A 19805-nucleotide genomic window follows, 5' to 3' on the forward strand; every position below is an offset into this window, starting at 1 on the left:
CACCACGTTTCTAGTTCAGGTACTGGCAGGTGGAGCGCGCGGTGTACACGCCGTGACCGGCGCGGCCCGTGAACTCCCGCTCCGAGATGACGAGTTCGCCGCGGGAGAGCACGGTCTCGACGCGGCCGGTGATCCGCTTGCCCTCGTACGCCGAGTAGTCGACGTTCATGTGGTGGGTCTCGGCGGAGACGACCTGCTCGGCGTGCGGGTCGTAGATGACGACGTCGGCGTCGGCGCCGGGCGCGATGGTGCCCTTCTTCGGGTAGAGGCCGAACATGCGGGCCGGGGTCGCGCAGGCGATCTCGATCCAGCGGCGGCGCGAGATGTGTCCGTCGACGACGGCCTGGTGCAGAAGGTCCATGCGGTTCTCGACGCCGGGCATGCCGTTGGGGATCTTCGAGAAGTCGCCGCGGCCCAGCTCCTTCTGCCCGGTGAAGCAGAACGGGCAGTGGTCGGTGGAGACGACCTGGAGGTCGTTCGTGCGCAGGCCACGCCACAGGGCCGCCTGATGGTCCTTGGGCCGCAGAGGCGTACTGCACACGTACTTGGCGCCCTCGAAGTCCGGCTCGGCGAGGTTGTCCGTGGACAGGAAGAGGTACTGCGGGCAGGTCTCGCCGAAGACGTTCAGACCCTCGTCGCGGGCGCGCGCGATCTCGCCGAGCGCCTCCTGCGCCGAGACGTGCACCACGTACAGGGGCGCGCCCGCGACCTGGGCGAGCTTGATGGCGCGATGCGTCGCCTCGGCTTCGAGGAGCGCCTTCCTGACCTCGCCGTGGTAGCGCGGGTCCGTCTCGCCGCGCTCCAGGGCCTGCTGCACGAGGACGTCGATCGCGATGCCGTTCTCGGCGTGCATCATGATGAGGCCGCCGTTCTCACCGGCCCGCTGCATGGCGCGCAGGATCTGCCCGTCGTCGGAGTAGAAGACGCCGGGGTACGCCATGAACTGCTTGAACGATGTGACCCCCTCGGCGACGAGCTGGTCCATCTCCTTGAGCGTCTCGTCGTGCACGTCGGAGACGATCATGTGGAAGCCGTAGTCGATCGCGCAGTTCCCGTCGGCCTTGGCGTGCCAGGCGTCGAGGCCCTCGCGCAGGGTGTGCCCGACGGACTGGATGGCGAAGTCGACGATGGTGGTGGTGCCGCCCCAGGCCGCCGCCCGGGTACCCGTCTCGAAGGTGTCGGCGGCGAAGGTGCCGCCGAACGGCATCTCCATGTGGGTGTGCGCGTCGACACCGCCCGGGATGACGTACTTCTGGCGGGCGTCGATCGTCCGGTCCGCGGTCCAGGATTCCGCGGCGTCGGTGCCTGCCGCGGCGAGGGCGGCGATGCGCCCGTCCTCGATGAGTACGTCGGCGTGGATCTCGTCGGCGGCGGTGACGACGAGTCCGCCGCGGATGACGGTACGGCTGCTGCTCATACTCCCTCTTCCGTGTCTGCGCTGCCTACGGGTTGGTCAGCGGCGTGTACGCGCCCGGCGCGCGGTCGCGGTAGAACTGCCAGCGGTCGCGGACCTCGCGCAGCTTGGCCATGTCGAGGTCCCGTACGACGAGTTCGGGTTCCTTGTCCCCGGCGACCTCCCCCACGAACCGGCCCTCCGGGTCGACGAAGTAGCTCGTCCCGTAGAAATCGTTGTCGCCGTACTCCTCCTGGCCGACGCGGTTGATCGCGCCGACGAAGTACTCGTTCGCGACGGCGGACGCCGGCTGTTCCAGCTGCCACAGGTAGCCGGACAGGCCGCGCGAGGTCGCCGACGGGTTGAAGACGATCTGCGCGCCTTCGAGACCGAGCGCGCGCCATCCCTCGGGGAAGTGCCGGTCGTAGCAGATGTAGACGCCGATCTTTCCGACAGCCGTGTCGAAGACGGGCCAGCCGGAGTTGCCCGGCCGGAAGTAGAACTTCTCCCAGAATCCGTTCACTTGAGGGATGTGGGTCTTGCGGTACTTGCCGAGGTAGGTGCCGTCGGCGTCGATTACGGCGGCCGTGTTGTAGAGGACGCCGGGCTGCTCCTCCTCGTACATCGGCAGCACGAGGACGATGCCGTGCTCGGCGGCGAGCGCCTGGAAGCGGCGGACGGTGGGGCCGTCGGGGATCGCCTCGGCGTACTCGTAGAACTTCGCGTCCTGCACCTGGCAGAAGTACGGGCCGTAGAACAGCTCCTGGAAGCAGAGGACCTTCGCCCCCTGCGCGGCGGCGTCGCGAACGGCCTGCTCATGGACCTGGATCATGGACTCTTTGTCGCCCGTCCAGGCGGTCTGGAAGATCGCGGCGCGGATCACGGTGCTCATCGGGGACCTCCGGTCGCTCGGTGTGCCGTGAGCCTAGGAAGTCCGGGCCGCGTACCGGAGTTGCACCGTGTCACGTCTGGAGCCGTACGGCGTTCCACGCTGTCACCCTCTCTGCGTGTCATGGGCGAGGAGGGCGATGTGGACGGACGCGGCCTGCTCGAAGTCGTCGAGGTCGAGACCGAGGAGCGACTCGATGACCTCCAGCCTGCGGTAGAGGGCGGGGCGGCTCATGTGGTGGAGCTGCGCCGTGCGCGACTTGTTGCGCCCGGTCGCGAGATAGGTCCGCAGCACGGGCAGCAGGCCCGGGTCGTCGGCGTACAGGAGCCCGTCCAGCTCGCGTTCGGCGAAGGCCTGGACGTGCGGGTCGTCGCGCAGGAGCCGTACGAGGCCTCGCAGGCGTACGTCGCGCAGGCGCACGACGGGCGGGACGTCCGGTGTGCCGGCCGCGGCCTGCGCGATGTGCAGCGCCTCGCGCAGCCCGGCGGGCACGTCGTCCCAGCCGGTGCACGGCTCGGCGGCGGCCACGACGACCTGCTCCCCCGCCCCGGTGCGCAGGCGGGCCGCGAAGTGCTCGGTGAGCGGTCCCGCGGCCTGGTCGCGGGCGAGGCTGAGCAGGACGGCGGTGGCGCCGTCCGCGAGTTCGGCGGCAAGTCCGGAGAGCCCCAACAGGCGCAGTACGCGGTCGAGTTCTGCCGGGTCTCCGTCGCGGACGACTAGCGGGGCGAAGGTGCGGCGGTTGACGGGGAGCCCGGCGGCCCTGGCCCGGGGCAGGAGCTGGCGGGCCGGTACGACGCCGGAGACGAGGTCGGTGAGGATACTCTGCGCCGACTGTTCCTCCCAGGTGTGGGCGGCGCCGCCGAGCATGCGGTGCAGGACGAGGGCCTCGGCGGCCCGTTCGGCGAGGAGCCGTCCGGTGGGGCCGTCGCCCCGGTAGCCGCACAGCACGACGCTGCCCCAGCGCTCGCCGCGCCCGTCGAGGTCGGCGCGGTACCAGTCGGCGCCGTCGGCGCAGCCCGCCCGGCGCGCGATGCGTTCCCAGTCGCGCAGCACGTCGTCCACGGCGGACCGCTCACCGGCGGTGGCGAGGACACGGTGGGCGAGGTTGGCGACGACGACGGGGCATCCGCTGTGCGCGGCGATCTCGTCGAGGAGCCGCTGGAGCGGGGCGCCCGCCGTGATGAGTCCGGTCAGCGCGGTGCGGATTCCCTCGGAGAGGCTGACGGCGGCGAACTTCCGACGGACGAGCCTCGATTGGACCTCCTCCGTGAGTTCGGCGAAGGGGAACGGGCGGTGCAGGACGACCATCGGCAGCCCGTACCGCTCGGCCGCGCGCCGCATGTCCTCGGGCGGTGACGGGAAGGCACGGCCGAGCCCGAGGACGACGGCCGCCGCCTCCGCGCGGTGCAGGGACTTGATGTACTCGGTCCTGGCGTGGGCGTTCCCGGCCAGGAGGACGCCGGTGGTGAGGACCATCTCGCCGCCGCTGAGCATCACCCCGACGTCGGCGGCCTCGGCGACGTGCACCCAGCGCACGGGCCGGTCGAGGTGACCGGCCCCCGCGACCACCTCGGGCTCCCCCGCCGCGATCCGCTCCAGGGCGAGTATCTGCCGTACGGACAGGCCGTGTTCGGCGGCGGTGACGGTCATCGGGGGCCCCTTCGTTGGCACTGCCTTCGGCTGGCAGACCCGCTGCCTCGGCTAACAGGCGCTGTGCAGGGCCCGTTCCAGGACGGCCGCGCCCTCCTCCGCCTCGGCGACGGTGAGCGTCAGGGGCGGCGCGATGCGCAGCACGCTGGTGTTGTGCCCGCCGCCCTTGCCGACGAGGAGTCCGCCCTCGCGGGCCGCCTCGATCACGCGCGCCGCCGCGTCCGGGTCGGCCTCGTCCGTGCCGGGTTTCACCAGCTCGATGCCGATCATCAGGCCCCGGCCGCGCACTTCTCGTACGCACTCCGTGGTGGCGCCGATGGCCCGCAGCCGCTCGATGAGGAGGCCGCCGACGCGGCGGGCGTTGCCCTGGAGGTCGTGTTCGAGGAGGTAGATGAGGTTGGCGAGGCCGGCGGCCATCGTCACCGGCGAGCCGCCGAACGTCGAAATGGAGTTGGAGTCGAGGCAGTTCATGACCTCGGCACGCGCGACGACGCCGCCGATGGACATGCCGTTCCCGATGCCCTTGGCGAAGGTCAGGATGTCGGGGGGACCGTTCTGCGCGTGTGCCTGCCAGCCCCAGAAGTGGTCGCCGGTGCGGCCCCAGCCGGTCTGCACCTCGTCGGCGATCCACAGGATGCCGTGCTCCTGGAGCACCTCGCGGAACGCCGCGTATAGGCCGTCGGGCGGCGAGGTGAACCCGCCGACGCCCTGGATGGGTTCGGCGATCAGCGCGGCGACGCCACGGGTCTGGCCGAGGATGTCCCGCAGGTCGTCGACGCACGCCTCGATGAACTGGGCGTCGGTCAGCTGCGCGTACGGGCCCCGGCTGCGTACCCCGCCATGGACGTACAGCGTCTGGAGGGGGGAGAGGCTGGTCGGGGACCAGCCGCGGTTGCCGGTGATGCCGACGGCGGAGAAGGACCGGCCGTGGTAGCTGTTGCGCATCGCGAGGATCTGGTTCGAGCGGCGGTACGCGGTGGCGAGCAGCAGCGCCGTGTCGTTGGCCTCGGTGCCGGAGGTGGTGAAGAAGACACGGGCGTCCGGGATGCCGGACAACGAGGCGACGCGCTCGGCGAGTTCGACCATCTGCCGGTTGAGGTAGAGGGTCGAGGTGTGGATGATGCGTCCGGCCTGCTCGCTGACCGCCTTGGTCACCTCCGGCAGGGCGTGCGCGGTCATCGTCGTCAGGATGCCGCCGAAGAAGTCGAGGTACTTGTTCCCGGCGGCGTCCCAGACGTGGCGGCCCTCGCCGTGGGTGATCTCGATGGGGCGGTCGTAGTACAGGGCGAGCCAGTCCGGCAGGACGGCGCGGTGACGGGCATGGAGGTCGGGGGTCATCGAGGTCGCACGGGTCCCTTCGTCGGCTCCTTCACGAGTGACAGTGGTCATGGCTGCACCAGCCCTTCGTATGCGTCGGGCCGGCGGTCCCGGTAGAACGCCCACTGCTGGCGCACCTCGTCGATGAGGCCGAAGTCGAGGTCCCGCACGAGGAGTTCCTCGTCCTTGTCGCTCGCGGCGTCGCCCACGGTCTGCCCACGGGGGTCGACGAAGTAGCTCGTGCCGTAGAAGTCGTTGTCGCCGTACTCCTCCACGCCGACGCGGTTGATCGCGGCGATGAAGTACTCGTTCGCGACGGCCGCGGCCGGCTGCTCCAGCTGCCACAGGTACGCCGAGAGGCCGCGGCTCGTGGCGGACGGGTTGTACACGAGCTGGGCGCCGTTCAGGCCGAGCTGGCGCCAGCCCTCCGGGAAGTGCCGGTCGTAGCAGATGTAGACGCCGACGCGGCCGACGGCGGTCTCGAAGACCGGCCAGCCCAGGTTTCCCGGCTTGAAGTAGTACTTCTCCCAGAAGCCCTTCACCTGCGGGATGTGGTGCTTGCGGTACTTGCCGAGGTACGTGCCGTCGGCGTCGATCACGGCCGCGGTGTTGAAGTAGAACCCGGACTGCTCGACCTCGAAGACCGGTACGACGACGACCATCCCGGTCTCGCGGGCCAGCGTCCGCATCCGGGTCACGGTCGGCCCGTCCGGCACGGGCTCGGCCCAGCGGTAGTGCTCCGCCTCCTGCACCTGGCAGAAGTAGGGGGCGTTGAAGACCTCCTGGAAGCCGATGATCCGGGCGCCCTGCCGGGCTGCCTCCCGCGCATGTTCCTCATGCTTGGTGATCATGGATTCGGTGTCGCCCGTCCAGGTCGCCTGGACCAGCGCGGCGCGTACGACGTGGGCCATGTGCCGCTCCTTTGCCTGTTGCCCCCGCCGGGGGACGTCAGAGAGCCTCTACGCCCGTAGACACAGGCCGTAGAGGGACGAACGTAAGCCTCACCGGCGGCCTTGCCAAGACCATCGCCGTTAACCGGCGGAATCGATCATGTTTCGCACCCGTGCGGGTGAGGAGTGACCGGGCTACGCGTGGAACCCGGCGACTCTGAGCGCGTGCACGACGTCCCAGTACCGCTCGTCGGACACGCCGCGCGCCGCCTCGACGAGCAACGGGACGAGGCGCCCGGGGTCGTCGTGCACGCTGCGGGCGGCCTCTTCGGGGGTGCGTACGCGGACGTACGCGTCGAGGAGCGCGCGGGTCTCGCGGTGGCGGCCCTCGCCGGTGAGACGGAGCACGGACGCGCCGATCTCGGGGGCGGGGCGGGCCACTCCCTGGCGCAGGATCTGCTGTGCGTCGGCGGTGCGTCCCGCGGCGGCGAGCGCGTCGGCGGCGGCCACGAGGAGGTCCGCCGGGAGCGAGGCCGTCTCCCAGAGCAGGGTCGCCCAGTCGGCGCCGAGGCCCGCGCGGTTCAATTCGGCGGCGAACAGCGGGAATCGGGCGGCGGGCCAGTGGGCGGCCTCGACGAGCACGCCGTGCGCCTCCCCGCCGCGGCCTTCGGCGCGCAGCCGCAGGAGTGCGCCGACGCAGGCGGCGATGGCGCCGCGCGCCTCGCTGTCGAGGTGTTGCGGGGCGGGCGGTGCCGTCGCCTCTCCTTCGGCGGCTCCGGCGAACCGGGCGCCGCGGGGGCTCGCGGCAAAGTCCCGTAACGGGCCCTGAACGGCGAGGGCGGTGGGCAGGGGCGTGTCGTCGGCGGGCGCGGCCTCGTCGAGCATTCCGGCGAAACGGGCGCTGCCGCGGGGGCGGCGCTTGCGTTCCTTGGGAGGCTTGGAGCGTCCCGGGGGTTCGGGCGGCGGTGGCTGCGGACGCTGCTGCGGTACGGGCACGGGTGGCGGCGGTGGCGGCTGTCGGTCCAGGTCCGCGATCCTCCGGTGGAGCTCCGCGCAGCGGGCCGTCGCGCGTTCGTGGTCGTCGCGCGCCCAGGCCAGGTCGAGGCGCATCGCCTCCGCCTGCTCGCGTGTGGCGGCCGTGTGCAGGAGCTGGGCCAGCTCCACCTGGCGCTCGGCGGCGTACCGCTGCTCGCGGAGCATCACGTCGAGCCGGTCACCGAGGAGGTCACGCCCGCCGGGCCGCGCGTCGAAGGCGGTGAGCGAGGCGCGGTGCAGGGCACGGGCCCGTACGGACTCTGCCTCGACCTCGGCCTCGTAGGATCCCCCGCCCACGCCCAGATCCTGGAGCAGGGCTTCCACGACATCCCAGGGAGGCACCTCGGCGCCCGTGAGGCAGACCCGCATTCCGTCCGGGTCGCGCTGCCAGAAGATGCCGCACCAGCCGGCGTCCTGGTCGAGCCGGGCCAGGAGGTTCCGCAGGTACACCACGAACTCCCGGACCTGGTCAGGGAGTTGTTCCACTTCCATCACACGCCGCCCGATCCCTCCGCAGAGTGGAGTCTTCCGGTTCGGAAGAAAACACCCTCCGTGTTTCGAGGGCGCTACGGGGGCTTTTCCGGAGTGGCACCGTCCTCACTCGGCGCAGCTAGACGGTCACCGGTGAGCAGCTCGCCGCGATCTCGTCCATGGAGAGGCCGAGGGTCTGGGCGAGGGCCGCGACCGTGAAGAAGGCGGGGGTGGGCGCACGGCCGGTCTCGATCTTGCGGAGCGTCTCGGCGGACAGACCCGCGCTCGCGGCGACCTCGACCATGCTCCGCCCGCGCCGGGCCTCGCGCAGCAGCAGGCCGAGCCGCTCACCGCGCTCGCGCTCTTCGGGGGTCAGGGGGGTTCGGACCATGCGTCCAGTCTACCGGCAGAACCCCCATTCAAATACCGGTATTGTAATTGGCATGGTGGAACTCAAGACAGACACATCGATCGACGAGATGCGGGAAGCGGGCCGGGTCGTGGCCCAGGCGCTCGCGGCGGTCCGCGAGAAGGCGGCCGTAGGGGTCTCGCTCCTGGAGCTGGACTCGGTGGCGCACGGCGTCCTGCGCGCGGCCGACGCGAGCTCACCCTTCCTCGGCTACCGCCCCTCGTTCGCCCCGACCCCCTTTCCGGCGGTCCTGTGCGCGTCGGTGAACGACGCGATCGTGCACGGCATCCCCGACGGGTACCGGCTGCGCGACGGCGACCTGCTCTCGGCCGATTTCGGCGCCCAACTGGGCGGCTGGGCCGGGGACTCGGCGATCAGCTTCACGGTCGGCACGGCGCGCCCCGAGGACGTACGCCTCATCGAGACGGCGGAGCGCGCGCTCGCGGCGGGCATCGCGGCGGCGGTCGTCGGCAACAGGATCGGGGACATCGCCCACGCCATCGGCAAAGTGTGCCGGGCGGAGGGGTACGGCATCCCGGACGGCTTCGGCGGGCACGGTATCGGCCGCAAGATGCACGAGGACCCGCCCGTCCCGAACGAGGGACGGGCGGGCCGGGGCATGCGCCTCAGGCACGGCATGGTGATCGCGATCGAGCCGATGGTGATCGCCGGAGGCATGGACGACTACTACGCGGCCCCGGACGGCTGGACCCTGCGCACGAGCGACGGCACCCGCGCCGCCCACGCAGAACACACGGTGGCCGTCACGGACGCGGGGCCGCGGATCCTGACGACGCTCTGAGCGGGACGCGACCGGGGGGCGCGGCCCGGGCGAGTGCCTCACGCCGGGCGTGCGGCATGGACCAGCCCGGAGGCAACTGTCAGCGACTTGCGCAAGTGTGCGGGGCGTGTTCCCGGGCCCGGCTCAGATCTCGTCAAAATGAGTGCTGATGTCGGCGGGGTATCTGCTGGTGGCCAGCCACGACCGGGCGGGCCCGGCGGGTGTCGTCGTGTCCACGGTGAGGTGGAGGCGGGTGTCGCCGTCGAGGCCGGGGTAGCTGCGCTGTTCCGCGCCTGCGAAGGAGCGACGAAGCACCTCCGCGACCGCGCGGGCGGCTTCGGGCGTGTGCGCGATGATCCGGACCTCGGCGTGTCCGAGAGACGGCATCGTCTGGGTCTCGATGTACTTCACTTTGGCGTGTCCCCTTCAGAGTGGGCGAGAAGTCGGCGAGTGGGGCGCTGTGCGCCCCACTCACTGCCCCCGGTCGCAGGAAGGTGCTTCTTCACCGGTCGGCGTGCCCACGGTGGGCTCGACGGCTGGTGTCGTCCGGCCGGCCGGGAAGTCTCGGCAGGGGGTCGCTGTAGTGGTGGGCCGCGATCCGGGCATCGTGCCGCGCGTTGAGCAAGTGGATCATGCGCATCCCGATGCCGGTCGCGAGGATGATCGCCGCGACGAGGACGACGGTCTCCATGGAACTCACCTCGTGGCGCCGGGCAGCGGGATGGCGCGTTGACCCATCGGGCTCCCGAAGGGGGACATGCAGGCCCCGCCTTCGCTTTCCCAGCTGGCCTCCCCGCGTTGGGCGTCGCGAATGCCGCGCCCGATGACGACTTCATCGGCCATCAGAGCGCCGGCGGTGAGGACGCTCCCGGGGATCGCTGCGGCGGCCATCAGTCGGGCCGCGGCGGCGGGCTCGGTCTCGGGCGGGATCACCAGCAGGTCCCAGCGGCCGAGAGAGTAGGAGAGCAGAATCAGCTTGTCGGGGTGCTGTTCGGTGAACCAGCCCACATGCATGGTGTGCCCGGCCACAGACACCTTTCGCGGGATGACGGGCCAGCGAGTGGGATTCACGGTGACGCTTGTGATGCGCCCCCAGGCTGTATCGAGTGCGGCCGCGAGCGGCGGAAGCTCCGCCTCGAGGTCGCGTGAATAGGGCCACCAGGCCCCGTCGAGCTGGCCGGCGAGGGTGGTCTTCGGCGTGAGGGACAAGCGTGCCGGGAGCTCTGTGGCGAGGTCGCGCGGCGCGGTCCGATCGAGGGTGGTGATCATGATGAGGACCTGCCCCCGGGCTACCCGTCGGCAGCCCGGTTTTTCGTGATCCCCGGAAACGACACCCGCGTGGAAACCGGTGCGCGAAGTACTCCCGGTGTTTTCATTCTACATCTGTTTGGCAGGCTTTGACCGTCCTGACCAGGTATTTCCCGTCGGACGTGCGGTGGCGGGGGCGGCGGGAGTACCGTGAAACGACGGCAGGCGCACGCACGTTGCTGCCGGGCACCGGTAGCCGTGCCCACCTGCGACGAGACGACGGCCGTACCTCGTAGACGGGCGGACCAGCCATGGCCGACTCCGACGCCCACATCCCCCACACACCCCCGCTGCTCCTGCCGGACGCGATCCACCAGGCGGTGAAACCCGGTACGGCCCTGCTGCGGCTGGAGACCACGAGCTCCCGAGAGGGAGTCCTGGACGGCGCGTGGTGGCCGCGTACACGGAACATCGAAGCCGAACTCCCTGCGCTGATCAGCGTATTGACCGAGCACCTCGGCCCGATCACCCGGGTCGGTCTGGACGCATCCTCCTGGAACAGCCTCCCCGTCCGCCTGGTGATCGACGACCGCGTCGTGCACCTCGACTCCGACCCGGTCGGGGACGACACCGTCCTCATCACCCGCGGCGACAACGACCACTTCGCCCTGCTGCTGGTCCCCCCGGACACTTCCGCTGATGCCGCCCGCGAAGCGATGGCCCGCGCCGTCCACGCCGACAACACCACCCAGGCCGCGCAGATCCTCGTCGCCACCCCTCCCAACTCCAGCGGGGAGCACGGGGCATCGGCATGAATCGGGACGCAGTCGTCCGTGAACGACGCCTCAGCGGGCCGGGCCGATGGCACCGGGCCGCGCGTCGACCTGCCTTACCCGCGCGTCACCACACCGACTTTCACCGCCGCCGTCCGGCGGCCCTCCCCCGGGCCGTGCTGTCCCATCGGCGCATTCGGAACGAGCACGCGAGAGCGCAGCGTAAACCCGGGGGAGGCGCCCTTCGGCGGGGGCGTCACCTTCGCCCTCAGCTGTCCTGGGACTTCTTCAGTTGTCCTGTAGGAACTTCTTCGCCAGGGAGTCGCCGAGGGTCACCGCCGCGCTGTGGCTCTCGATCGGGGACGTCTGGTTGTTCTTGAACACGATGTACGTGACGCCGGAGTCCGTGCCGCCGGTCTCCGGGTCCGGGTCGATGCCGAGGGCCTTCGCGGTGGCGTAGGACGCCTCACCGATGATCTTGTCCGGGCCGGTGTCGCCGACCACCGCGTACTCGACCTTGTCGTTGTGGATGACGGCCACGACGCCGCCGCCCTTGATGCCGGCTCCCGCGTAGTTCCAGATGCTGCTGGAGCTGGGCACGACCACGTAGGGGAGGTTCTCGGCGCTCAGCGGCTTGCCGTCGGACTGGTGGAAGGCCGTGTCGTCCTGGAACCACGGGTCGGTGTCGGCGTTGCACTGCGTGGTGATCCGGCCGTCGCAGTCGATGTCCATGTCGGCCTTCCAGAACACCGCGCCGTTCTTGCCGCAGACCGGCACGGTCGCCGAGGCCTCCTCGTCGGTGCGGTACTTGCCGTTCGATATCTGCGAGCAGGACGTGACCTTGGCGAGCAGGTCGGCCGCGCTGACCGTGCCCTCCTGGGCGCGCTGGGGGCCGCTCTCGCGGGCGGTGGCGTTCGTGGGGAGCAGAGCCGTGGCGAGCAGCGCGGCTCCGGCGGAGGCGGTGAGGGCGAGCGTTCGGGTACGCACGTGGGGGACCCTTCTGTTAGGAAAGTTTCCTTACCTTCGGGGAGCAAATCTTGCGCCACCGCAGGTACCTGTCAACCCCTTGAATACGCCAGGGGGCCCGCGGCTCCCGCCAGTTGACATCGATCGCACATCAACCGGCGGGACCCACGGGCCCCTCACCGCACGTTCGGTCAGCCGCCGAAGGCCGGCCTCACCACCATCGCCGAGCCGCCGCCGCGCCGCACCTTCTCGGCCGCCGCGAGCCACTCGCCGTTCTTCAGGCGCTGCACGCCCGTGGCCGCGCCGATCTCCGGGTTCTGCTTGAAGACGTGGCCGAGCGCCTCCAGGCGCGCCCTCGCCGGCGAGTCCCACAGGCCCGGTTCGAGCTCCGTCGCCGCCGCGTTGCGCTGACTGGCGCGGGGCGCGGCGATCGCGTCCACCAGGGGCAGCCCGCGGTCGACGAAGCCGGTCAGGGTCTGGAGGACGGTCGTGATGATCGTCGCGCCGCCGGGCGAACCGAGCGCCACCACCGGCTGGTCGTGCCGGTCAAGGACGATCGTCGGGGAGATCGACGAGCGCGGGCGCTTGCCGGGCCCCGGCAGGTTCGGGTCGTGGACCGCCGGGCTGGCCGGCGCGAACGAGAAGTCCGTGAGCTCGTTGTTGAGCAGGAAGCCGCGGCCCGGGACCGTGATGCCGCTGCCGCCCGTCGACTCTATCGTCAGCGTGTACGCGACGACGTTGCCCCACTTGTCGGCGACCGTCAGATGGGTCGTGTTCTCGCCCTCGAACGTCGTCGGGGCGGCCTTGTCGCCCGGCTCACCGCACTCGCCGGGGTGCCGCGGATCGCCCGGCGCCAGCGGACTCGTCAGGACCGCGTCGTCCTTGATGAGGCACTCCCGCGAGTCGGCGAACCGCTGCGAGAGCAGCTCCTTCGCCGGCACGTCCTCGAAGGCGGGGTCGCCGACCCAGCGCCCGCGGTCCGCGAACGCGATCCGGCTCGCCTCGATGTAGCGGTGCAGATACTGCTCCTGCGTGGCCTTGGACAGGTCCGTCCGCTCAAGGATGTTGAGCGCCTCGCCGACCGTCGTGCCGCCCGAGGACGACGGCGCGATCGAGTAGACACCGAGCCCGCGGTACGAGGTCCGCGTCGGGGCCTGGAGTTTCGCCCCGTACGCCTTGAGGTCCTTGACGGACAGCTTGCCGGGCCGCGCGACCCGGCCCGACGCCGGGTCCACGGGCGGCTTGTTCACGGTGCGTATGACGTCCTCGCCGATGTCGCCCCGGTAGATGGCGCCGACGCCCTTGTGCGCCAACTCGTCGTAGGTGCGGGCGAGATCGGGGTTCTTGAACGTGGAGCCGACGACGGGGAGCGCGCCGCCCGGCAGGAACAGCTTGGCCGTGGCGGGGAAGTCCTTGAACCGCGCCTGGTTCGCCTCGGTCTGGGAGCGGAACGTGGCGTCGACCGTGAACCCGTCCCGGGCCAGCTTCTGCGCGGGCCGCAGCACCGAGCCGAGGCGCTCGCTGCCCCAGGTGTCGAGCGCGGTCTGCCAGGTGGCGGGCGTGCCCGGCGTCCCGACGCTCAGGCCGCTCGTCACCGCGTCGTTGAAGTCGAGCGGCTTGCCGTTCTCCAGGAAGAGCCCCGAGTCCGCGGTGAGCGGGGCCCTCTCGCGGCCGTCGATGGTGTGCACCTTGCGGGTCTTCGCGTCGTAGTACACGAAATAGCCGCCCCCGCCGACACCCGCGGAGTACGGCTCGGTGACGCCGAGCGCCGCGGCCGTGGCGACGGCGGCGTCGACCGCGTTGCCGCCCTTGCGCAGGACCTCGATGCCGGCGGCGGACGCGTCCGCGTCGACGCTGGAGACCGCGCCGCCGTAGCCGACGGCCAGCGGCACCTTCTGCGCGGGTGCGTCGTGGGCCTCGGACGCGGGGGAAGCCGGGGGCGCGGCAGCGCCCACCGTCACCAACGTGGCCGCGACCGCCAGTCCCGAGAGATTCCGCAGACTTCGCAGACCTCGCTGATTCCGCGCAACAGGACGTCTCATCCGTACCTCCAGTCAACAGCAGTCTGCGCAGCGTAACTTCAGTTCCGGATGGCGTCAGGACCCCCTCGAACAAGGATCCGTCCGACCGCTAGCATGCGCCCCCATGACTGAAGACGTGCGCAACATCGTCCTCGGCGTGATCGCAGCCGGGATCAGCGCCGCCCTTGGCTGGCTCGCCCGCACCTACTTGTGGAAGCGCAAACTCCGCCGCAGGCAGGCCTTCTTCGGGCTGCCCGACAACTCCGAGTCGCTCCTCGTGGTCAACCGCGACGCGGGCGGCCCCGAGCTGACGGTGAAGCGTCACGACGTCTTCGCCCTGCTCGAACTCTCGGCGATCATCAAGGACTGCGGGGCGCACGCGCAGGTCGTCGCGCACGACACGGCCCAGCAGGGCTTCGGGGAGCGCACGGAGTTCTGCGTGGGCGGACCGGCGTCGAACCGCCGGATGGCCGCCCATATGCACAGCCTCCTGCCGGGCATCCGCGTCAACACGGACCCGGAGCCCGGCCCCGACCGCGGCGCGTTCCAGATAGGCAGCGAGCGCTACCGCCTGGAGCCGGGGATCACGGAGTACGTGCTGCTCGCCCGGCTGACGGCGGGCCAGGGGCAGGGCTCGCGCCCGGTCTTCCTCTTCTGCGGCCAGCTGCCCGTCACCAACCAGGCGGCCACCCGCTATCTCGCCCGCCACCACGAGCGCCTGGCCCGCAAGCACGGCGGCAACGCGTTCGCGCTCCTCCTGAAGGTCGTCAACTCCCAGGCGTACGGCCCCGATGTGGTCGAGCTGGTCGGTGACGTCACCCGCGCCGCCCAGGCGCCGGCCCCGGCGGCGACGCCCCGCGCCTCCTCCCACCGGGCGAAGTAGCCCGCTCCTGACCTGCCGCCCGGCGGACTCCGTTGAACAACAGAACATCGTTACCCGTACGTAACTTACCGACGGGTTACCTACGGTAAGACGCCACGGTTACCGTCGGGTCACTTTGCACTGACACGAGTGAGGAGTGACCCGTGGGACACCCGCGACACCCGCGCAGAGCGCTGCGTACGACCACTGTTGGTGCCGTGTCCGCGACCCTGATCGCCGGGGCAGGACTCGGCCTGACCCCCACCGCGCAGGCGGCGCCGGGGCCGGGCGTGCGCTTCGTCGACATCAGCGGCGCCGGCGGAACGGTCCTCAAGGCCAACGTCGTGGCCCCCTCCGACACCTCGCGCAGATACCCGGTCGTCGTGCTCCCTACGAGCTGGGCCGTGCCGCAGATCGAGTACCTCGCCCAGGCCAAGCAGCTCGCCGACTCCGGCTATGTTGTGGTGAGTTACAACTCGCGCGGCTTCTGGCAGTCCGGCGGCGAGATCGAGGTCGGCGGCCCCGAGGACATCGAGGACGCCTCGAAGGTCATCGACTGGGCCCTCGCGCACACGCAGGCCGACCCGGACAAGGTCGGCATGGCGGGCGTCTCCTACGGCGCGGGCATCAGCCTGCTCGCCGCGGGGCACGACAAGCGCATCAAGGCCGTGGCGGCGCTCAGCGGCTGGGGCGACCTGATCGACTCGATCTACTCGGGCCGCACCCAGCACTTCCAGGCCGCCGCCCTGCTCTCCGGTGCCGGCTATCTCACGGGCCGCCCGAGCCCCGAACTCCAGCAGGTCATGAAGGACTTCCTCGGCTCGAACCTGGCCAAGGAGGACGACATGATCGCGTGGGGCAAGAAGCGCTCCCCCGAGACGTACATCGACAGCATCAACAAGAACGGCGCCGCCATCCTGCTCGGCAACGCCTGGGGCGACACCATCTTCCCGCCCAACCAGTACGCGGACTTCTACGAGAAGCTCACCACGCCCAAGCGCCTGGAGTTCCGCCCGGGCGACCACGCCACGGCCGAGGCGACCGGACTGCTCGGGCTGCCCAACGACACGTGGGAGGACACGCACCGCTGGTTCGACCACTACCTCAAGGGCGACGACAACGGCGTCGACCGCGAGCTCCCCGTCCGCATCAAGTCCCGCTCCACCGGCGCGTACGAGAGCTACCCCGACTGGAAGTCGGTCGGCGCGACGAAGAAGAAGATCGCACTCGCGGGCACGACCACGATCCACACGAACGTCGACTCGGGCGCTGACGGCGGACTCCTGGAACTCTCGAACATCCTCGACCAGTTCCTGCGGCTGCCCCCGACGGCCTCGGTGCCGCTGCTGCCGCGCCGCTGGGCGGGCGTGTGGCAGTCGGAGAAGTACACGTCCGAACAGCATGTGCGCGGGACGGCGAGGCTGCACACGACGCTCACCCCGACCAAGGAGAGCGGAACCCTCGTCGCGTACCTCTACGACGTGGGCCCGCTCGGCCTCGGCAAGCTGGTCAGCAACGCGCCGTACACCTTCCACGGCAAGACACCCGGTGCTCCGTTCGGCGTGGACCTGGAGTTGTTCTCCACGGCTTACGACGTCCCGGCAGGGCACCGGCTCGCCCTGGTCGTCGACACGGTCGACCCGCTCTATATCGAGCACAACCCGACCGGCGCACAGCTGACCTTCTCCTCGCCGAAGGACGACCCGTCATACGTGTCGATCCCCCTGCGCGAGCAGTGATCTCCGGCTGCTGCCGGGCGGGCATGGCCCTGTGGTCTCTGCAAGGAGCCCCTGCTACTGCACCCCCGGCAGCAGCGTCCCCGGTTCGGCCGGGGCGACTTCGGCCGCCTCGACCTTGGGGTTGCGCCGCTGGCGCTTGGACACCCACTGGGCGAACCACGAAAGCAGCATGCACATCCCGATGTAGATCGGAGAGATCACCATCACCACGGGGATGAAAGGCAAATCGTAGTCGAGGTTCGAGGCGATGAGTTTCCCGGCGTGGAGGAACTCCTCGTAGGTGATGAGGTAGCCGAGCGAGGTGTCCTTCAGGGCGACCACCAGCTGGCTGATGATGGCGGGCAGCATGGCGCGTACGGCCTGCGGCACGAGGACGTGCGTCATGACCTGGGTCTTGCGCATGCCGAGCGCGAACGCGGCCTCGCCCTGGCCGCGTTCGACGGAGTTGACGCCGGAGCGGAAGACCTCGGCGAGCACCGAGCCGTTGTAGAGGGCGAGCCCGGCGACGAGGGCGGGCAGCGGCTGGACCTTCAGCGCCACGAAGATGAAGAAGATCATCACCAGGACGGGCATCGCGCGGAAGAACTCCACGACGAGCGTGGCGAGCCAGCGCACCGGCCTGTGGTCGGACAGGCGCCCCACCGCGAGGACGGTCCCGAGCACGAGCGAGAGCACGGCGGCGATGGCGAAGGCCTTCAGCGTGTTGCCGAGCCCGCGTAGGAGCAGCTCCTGGATGCCCTTGTACTCGAACGGCATCCACTTCGTGTACGTGAACTGGTCGGTGTCGAACAGGAGGTAGAAGATCCAGGCGAGCAGGCCGAGCACGATCAGCGTGGACAGCACGCCGTACAGCCGGTGCCGGCGCTCGGTCTTCGGTCCCGGTACGTCGTAGAGGGCCGTCGCGTCGTGGGCAAGAGCTTTCAACGGGGAACTCCCCAGCGCTTCTCGAGCACGTTGAAGATCGCGCTGATGGTGAGGGTGATGATCAGGTAGCCGACGGCGATCCAGAAGAAGGTCCAGATGATGTTGTAGCCCAGCTCGCTGAGGGTCTTGTAGGTGCCGAGCAGCTCGTTGACGCTGAACGCGCCGGCGATCGCCGAGTTCTTGGCGAGGGCGATGAGGGTCGAGCCGACGGGCGGGATGACGGACTTGAAGGCCTGCGGGAGGACGACCAGCGACAGCGTCTGGCCGAACGTCATGCCGAGACTGCGGGCCGCCTCGCCCTGCCCCCTGGGGACCGTGTTGATGCCGGAGCGCAGGGCCTCGCAGATGAAGGCGGAGGTGTAGCAGCCGAGGGCGAGGATCGCGAACACCTGGAAGGGCAGGACGATTCCGAAGCGCGGCAGGCCGAGCAGCACCGCGAAGAACAGCAGGGTCAGCGGGGTGTTGCGCAGGACCGTGACCCACACCGTGCCGAAGGCCCGGAAGGATCCGACGGGCGCGACCCGGAACGACGCCATCAGGAAACCGAGGACGAGCGCGAGGACCGAGGCGTAGACGGTGAGTTCGACCGTCCCGAGGAACCCCTTGGCGAAGGTGGAGAAATTGCTGGTCAGTACGTCCACGGGGCCTCCTCAGCTCGCCGGGTAGCGGTCGATGGGGGGCGGGGTGGGCGCGGGCACGCCGGATTGGCCGAGCGTCGCCTCGAAGGCCCTCTTCCAGTCGCCGTTCTTCTCGCGGGCCTCCAAAGCGTCGTTGAGCGCCATCCGCAGCGCGTTGTCGCTGCGCCGCACACCGATGCCGTACGGCTCCTCGGAGAACGGCTTGCCCACGACCCTGAGTTGGTCGGGCACCTTCGCCGCGAAGCCGATCAGGATCGCGTCGTCGGTGGTGACGGCGTCGACCTGGTAGGTGAGCAGGTTGTCGACGCAGACCGAGTACGTGTCGTACGCGACGAGCGTCGCCTTCGGGTAGTCGGTCTTGATGCGCTGGTAGGGGGTCGAACCGCTCGCCGAGCAGACGCGTTTGCCGGCCAGGTCCTGCGGGCCGTGGATGTCGTTCTCGTCCTTGCGTACCAACAGGTCCTGACCCGCCAGGAAGTACGGGCCCGCGAAGCCGACGAGCTTCTTGCGCATGGCGTTGATCGTGTAGGTGCCGACGTAGTAGTCGATCTGACCGTTCTGCAGGGCGGTTTCGCGGTTGGCCGAGGCGATCGTCTTGAAGTGGATGGTCTTCGGGGGGAAGCCGAGCGAGGCGGACATCATCTTGGCGATCTCGATGTCGAAGCCTGAGAAGAGGCCGGTCGCCGGGTCCCTCTCCCCCAGGTACGGCTGGTCCTCCTTGGCGCCGACGATGAAGTAGCCGCGTTTCTTGGCGCGCTCCCAGGTGGGCGAGGAGGGCAGTCGGAAGTCTTTCGCCACTTGGTAGGTGGGCAGCTTGTCGGGGGCCGGGCCCTTGGTCGGCGGGCTGCCCTCCTTGCCGCAGGCGGCGGCCGTGGAGACGGCGAGCAGTGCCGTGAGCGCCGCCAGGGCACGGCACACACGTGTCGGACGGATCATGCGGTGCGCTCCCCGCTCAGTGCTTGAGGATCTTGGAGAGGAAGTCCTTGGCCCGCTCGCTGCGCGGGTTGGTGAAGAAGTCCTCGGGGGTGCGGTCCTCGACGATGCGGCCGTCGGCCATGAACACGACGCGGTTGGCGGCGGAGCGGGCGAAGCCCATCTCGTGGGTGACCACGACCATGGTCATGCCCTCGCGGGCGAGCTGCCGCATCACCTCGAGGACCTCGTTGATCATCTCCGGGTCGAGGGCCGAGGTCGGCTCGTCGAAGAGGAGGGCCTTGGGGTCCATCGCGAGGGCGCGGGCGATGGCCACGCGCTGCTGCTGGCCGCCGGAGAGCTGGGCGGGGTATTTGGCGGCCTGCGAGGCGAGCCCCACCCGGTCCAGGAGTTCACGGGAGCGCTTGTCGGCCTCGTCCCTCTTGCGGCCCCTGACCTTCATCTGGGCGAGGGAGACGTTCTGCAGGACCGTCTTGTGCGCGAAGAGATTGAAGGACTGGAAGACCATCCCCACCTCGGCCCTCAGATGGGCCAGGGCCTTGCCCTCCTCCGGAAGCGGCTGTCCGTCGAGACTGATGTTCCCCGACTGGATCGTCTCGAGCCTGTTGATCGCGCGGCAGAGCGTCGACTTTCCCGACCCCGAGGGGCCGATGACCACCACCACCTCCCCCTTGCCGACGGTGAGGTTGATGTCCTGGAGGACATGCAGCTCCCCGTAGTACTTGTTGACGTCACGCAGCTCGATCAACGGATCGACGGCCATGGCAGACCTGCCCACTCTCAGCTGTGTCGGTCCGCGCAAACTATCCACGTCAATTTTGGACTTGACCGACGACACGCACGCAGGGGCATTAACCGTATTTGCG

The 19805-nt window shown here is 70.0% G+C and carries 20 protein-coding genes; 4 read left to right on the forward strand and 16 right to left on the reverse strand.

All coding sequences use genetic code 11. From position 1 onward, the window contains the following. Positions 1 to 10 precede the first annotated feature (10 nt). The 7 genes from hydA to OG456_RS07005 form a co-directional block, all read right to left on the reverse strand. Positions 11 to 1417: a dihydropyrimidinase gene (hydA, locus tag OG456_RS06975; protein WP_266558282.1), complete on the reverse strand. Its 1407-nt coding sequence runs from the start codon at positions 1415 to 1417 to the stop codon at positions 11 to 13. Positions 1418 to 1442: 25 nt separating this feature from the next. Then, positions 1443 to 2285, reverse strand: coding sequence for a nitrilase-related carbon-nitrogen hydrolase (locus OG456_RS06980; protein ID WP_266558284.1), 843 nt, complete (start codon positions 2283 to 2285; stop codon positions 1443 to 1445). Between the two features lie 102 nt (positions 2286 to 2387). Further along, positions 2388 to 3932, reverse strand: coding sequence for a PucR family transcriptional regulator (locus OG456_RS06985; protein ID WP_266558286.1), 1545 nt, complete (start codon positions 3930 to 3932; stop codon positions 2388 to 2390). 51 nt (positions 3933 to 3983) lie between these two features. Next, a complete protein-coding gene (locus OG456_RS06990) occupies positions 3984 to 5270 on the reverse strand; it encodes an aspartate aminotransferase family protein (RefSeq protein WP_266569100.1) in 1287 nt (428 codons plus the stop codon). 47 nt (positions 5271 to 5317) lie between these two features. Continuing rightward, entirely contained in the window at positions 5318 to 6160 is an 843-nt protein-coding gene (locus OG456_RS06995; protein ID WP_266558288.1) for a nitrilase-related carbon-nitrogen hydrolase, read from the reverse strand. Positions 6161 to 6334: 174 nt separating this feature from the next. Continuing rightward, positions 6335 to 7666, reverse strand: coding sequence for a hypothetical protein (locus tag OG456_RS07000; RefSeq protein WP_266569101.1), 1332 nt, complete (start codon positions 7664 to 7666; stop codon positions 6335 to 6337). Positions 7667 to 7784: 118 nt separating this feature from the next. Next, positions 7785 to 8036 (reverse strand): helix-turn-helix domain-containing protein, encoded by a 252-nt coding sequence (locus OG456_RS07005; protein ID WP_266558290.1) that lies wholly within the window; start codon positions 8034 to 8036, stop codon positions 7785 to 7787. Between the two features lie 52 nt (positions 8037 to 8088). Between OG456_RS07005 and map the strand changes: the two genes are divergently transcribed. Continuing rightward, positions 8089 to 8856 (forward strand): type I methionyl aminopeptidase, encoded by a 768-nt coding sequence (gene map, locus OG456_RS07010; RefSeq protein ID WP_266558292.1) that lies wholly within the window; start codon positions 8089 to 8091, stop codon positions 8854 to 8856. 123 nt (positions 8857 to 8979) lie between these two features. Here the strand turns inward: map and OG456_RS07015 are convergent, their stop codons facing one another. From OG456_RS07015 to OG456_RS07025, 3 genes are all read right to left on the reverse strand, one after another. Beyond that, the gene (locus tag OG456_RS07015; RefSeq protein ID WP_266569102.1) at positions 8980 to 9222 is read right to left on the reverse strand and encodes a hypothetical protein; all 243 of its coding nucleotides are present in this window, start codon (positions 9220 to 9222) and stop codon (positions 8980 to 8982) included. 115 nt (positions 9223 to 9337) lie between these two features. Beyond that, on the reverse strand, positions 9338 to 9526 hold the full coding sequence (locus OG456_RS07020; protein WP_266558294.1) for a hypothetical protein: 189 nt from the start codon (positions 9524 to 9526) through the stop codon (positions 9338 to 9340). Between the two features lie 5 nt (positions 9527 to 9531). Next, positions 9532 to 10104, reverse strand: coding sequence for a DUF5994 family protein (locus OG456_RS07025; protein WP_266558296.1), 573 nt, complete (start codon positions 10102 to 10104; stop codon positions 9532 to 9534). A gap of 290 nt (positions 10105 to 10394) precedes the next feature. On the opposite strand from OG456_RS07025, the gene OG456_RS07030 reads away from it, so the two are divergent. Continuing rightward, positions 10395 to 10898 carry a DUF5994 family protein gene (locus tag OG456_RS07030; RefSeq protein ID WP_266558298.1) on the forward strand — a complete coding sequence of 168 codons (504 nt, stop codon included), beginning with the start codon at positions 10395 to 10397 and terminating at the stop codon, positions 10896 to 10898. 246 nt (positions 10899 to 11144) lie between these two features. Here OG456_RS07030 and OG456_RS07035 read toward each other — a convergent pair whose 3' ends face one another. Together OG456_RS07035 and ggt are read right to left on the reverse strand one after the other, a co-directional pair. Beyond that, positions 11145 to 11843, reverse strand: a complete 699-nt coding sequence (locus OG456_RS07035; protein ID WP_266558300.1) for a glycoside hydrolase family 75 protein — start codon at positions 11841 to 11843, stop codon at positions 11145 to 11147. 170 nt (positions 11844 to 12013) lie between these two features. Beyond that, on the reverse strand, positions 12014 to 13864 hold the full coding sequence (gene ggt, locus OG456_RS07040) for a gamma-glutamyltransferase (protein ID WP_266558302.1): 1851 nt from the start codon (positions 13862 to 13864) through the stop codon (positions 12014 to 12016). Between the two features lie 103 nt (positions 13865 to 13967). On the opposite strand from ggt, the gene OG456_RS07045 reads away from it, so the two are divergent. Together OG456_RS07045 and OG456_RS07050 are read left to right on the forward strand one after the other, a co-directional pair. Further along, on the forward strand, positions 13968 to 14726 hold the full coding sequence (locus tag OG456_RS07045; protein ID WP_266558304.1) for a hypothetical protein: 759 nt from the start codon (positions 13968 to 13970) through the stop codon (positions 14724 to 14726). A 143-nt stretch (positions 14727 to 14869) separates the two neighbouring features. Beyond that, a complete protein-coding gene (locus OG456_RS07050; RefSeq protein WP_266558305.1) occupies positions 14870 to 16444 on the forward strand; it encodes an alpha/beta fold hydrolase in 1575 nt (524 codons plus the stop codon). A 54-nt stretch (positions 16445 to 16498) separates the two neighbouring features. On the opposite strand, the gene OG456_RS07055 is transcribed toward OG456_RS07050, so the two are convergent. Genes OG456_RS07055 through OG456_RS07070 form a run of 4 tightly spaced genes read right to left on the reverse strand, consistent with a single transcriptional unit; the run spans position 16499 to position 19702 of the window. Then, positions 16499 to 17368 carry an amino acid ABC transporter permease gene (locus tag OG456_RS07055; protein WP_266558306.1) on the reverse strand — a complete coding sequence of 290 codons (870 nt, stop codon included), beginning with the start codon at positions 17366 to 17368 and terminating at the stop codon, positions 16499 to 16501. Beyond that, on the reverse strand, positions 17365 to 18009 hold the full coding sequence (locus OG456_RS07060) for an amino acid ABC transporter permease (RefSeq protein WP_266558307.1): 645 nt from the start codon (positions 18007 to 18009) through the stop codon (positions 17365 to 17367). Before OG456_RS07060 ends, OG456_RS07055 begins: the two co-directional genes overlap by 4 nt. Positions 18010 to 18018: 9 nt before the next feature. Then, on the reverse strand, positions 18019 to 18942 hold the full coding sequence (locus OG456_RS07065) for a glutamate ABC transporter substrate-binding protein (RefSeq protein ID WP_266558309.1): 924 nt from the start codon (positions 18940 to 18942) through the stop codon (positions 18019 to 18021). 16 nt (positions 18943 to 18958) lie between these two features. Continuing rightward, positions 18959 to 19702: an amino acid ABC transporter ATP-binding protein gene (locus tag OG456_RS07070; protein WP_266558311.1), complete on the reverse strand. Its 744-nt coding sequence runs from the start codon at positions 19700 to 19702 to the stop codon at positions 18959 to 18961. Between the last annotated feature and the right edge of the window lie 103 nt (positions 19703 to 19805).

This window comes from Streptomyces sp. NBC_01446 (assembly GCF_026340095.1).
GTDB lineage: Bacteria > Actinomycetota > Actinomycetes > Streptomycetales > Streptomycetaceae > Streptomyces > Streptomyces aureus.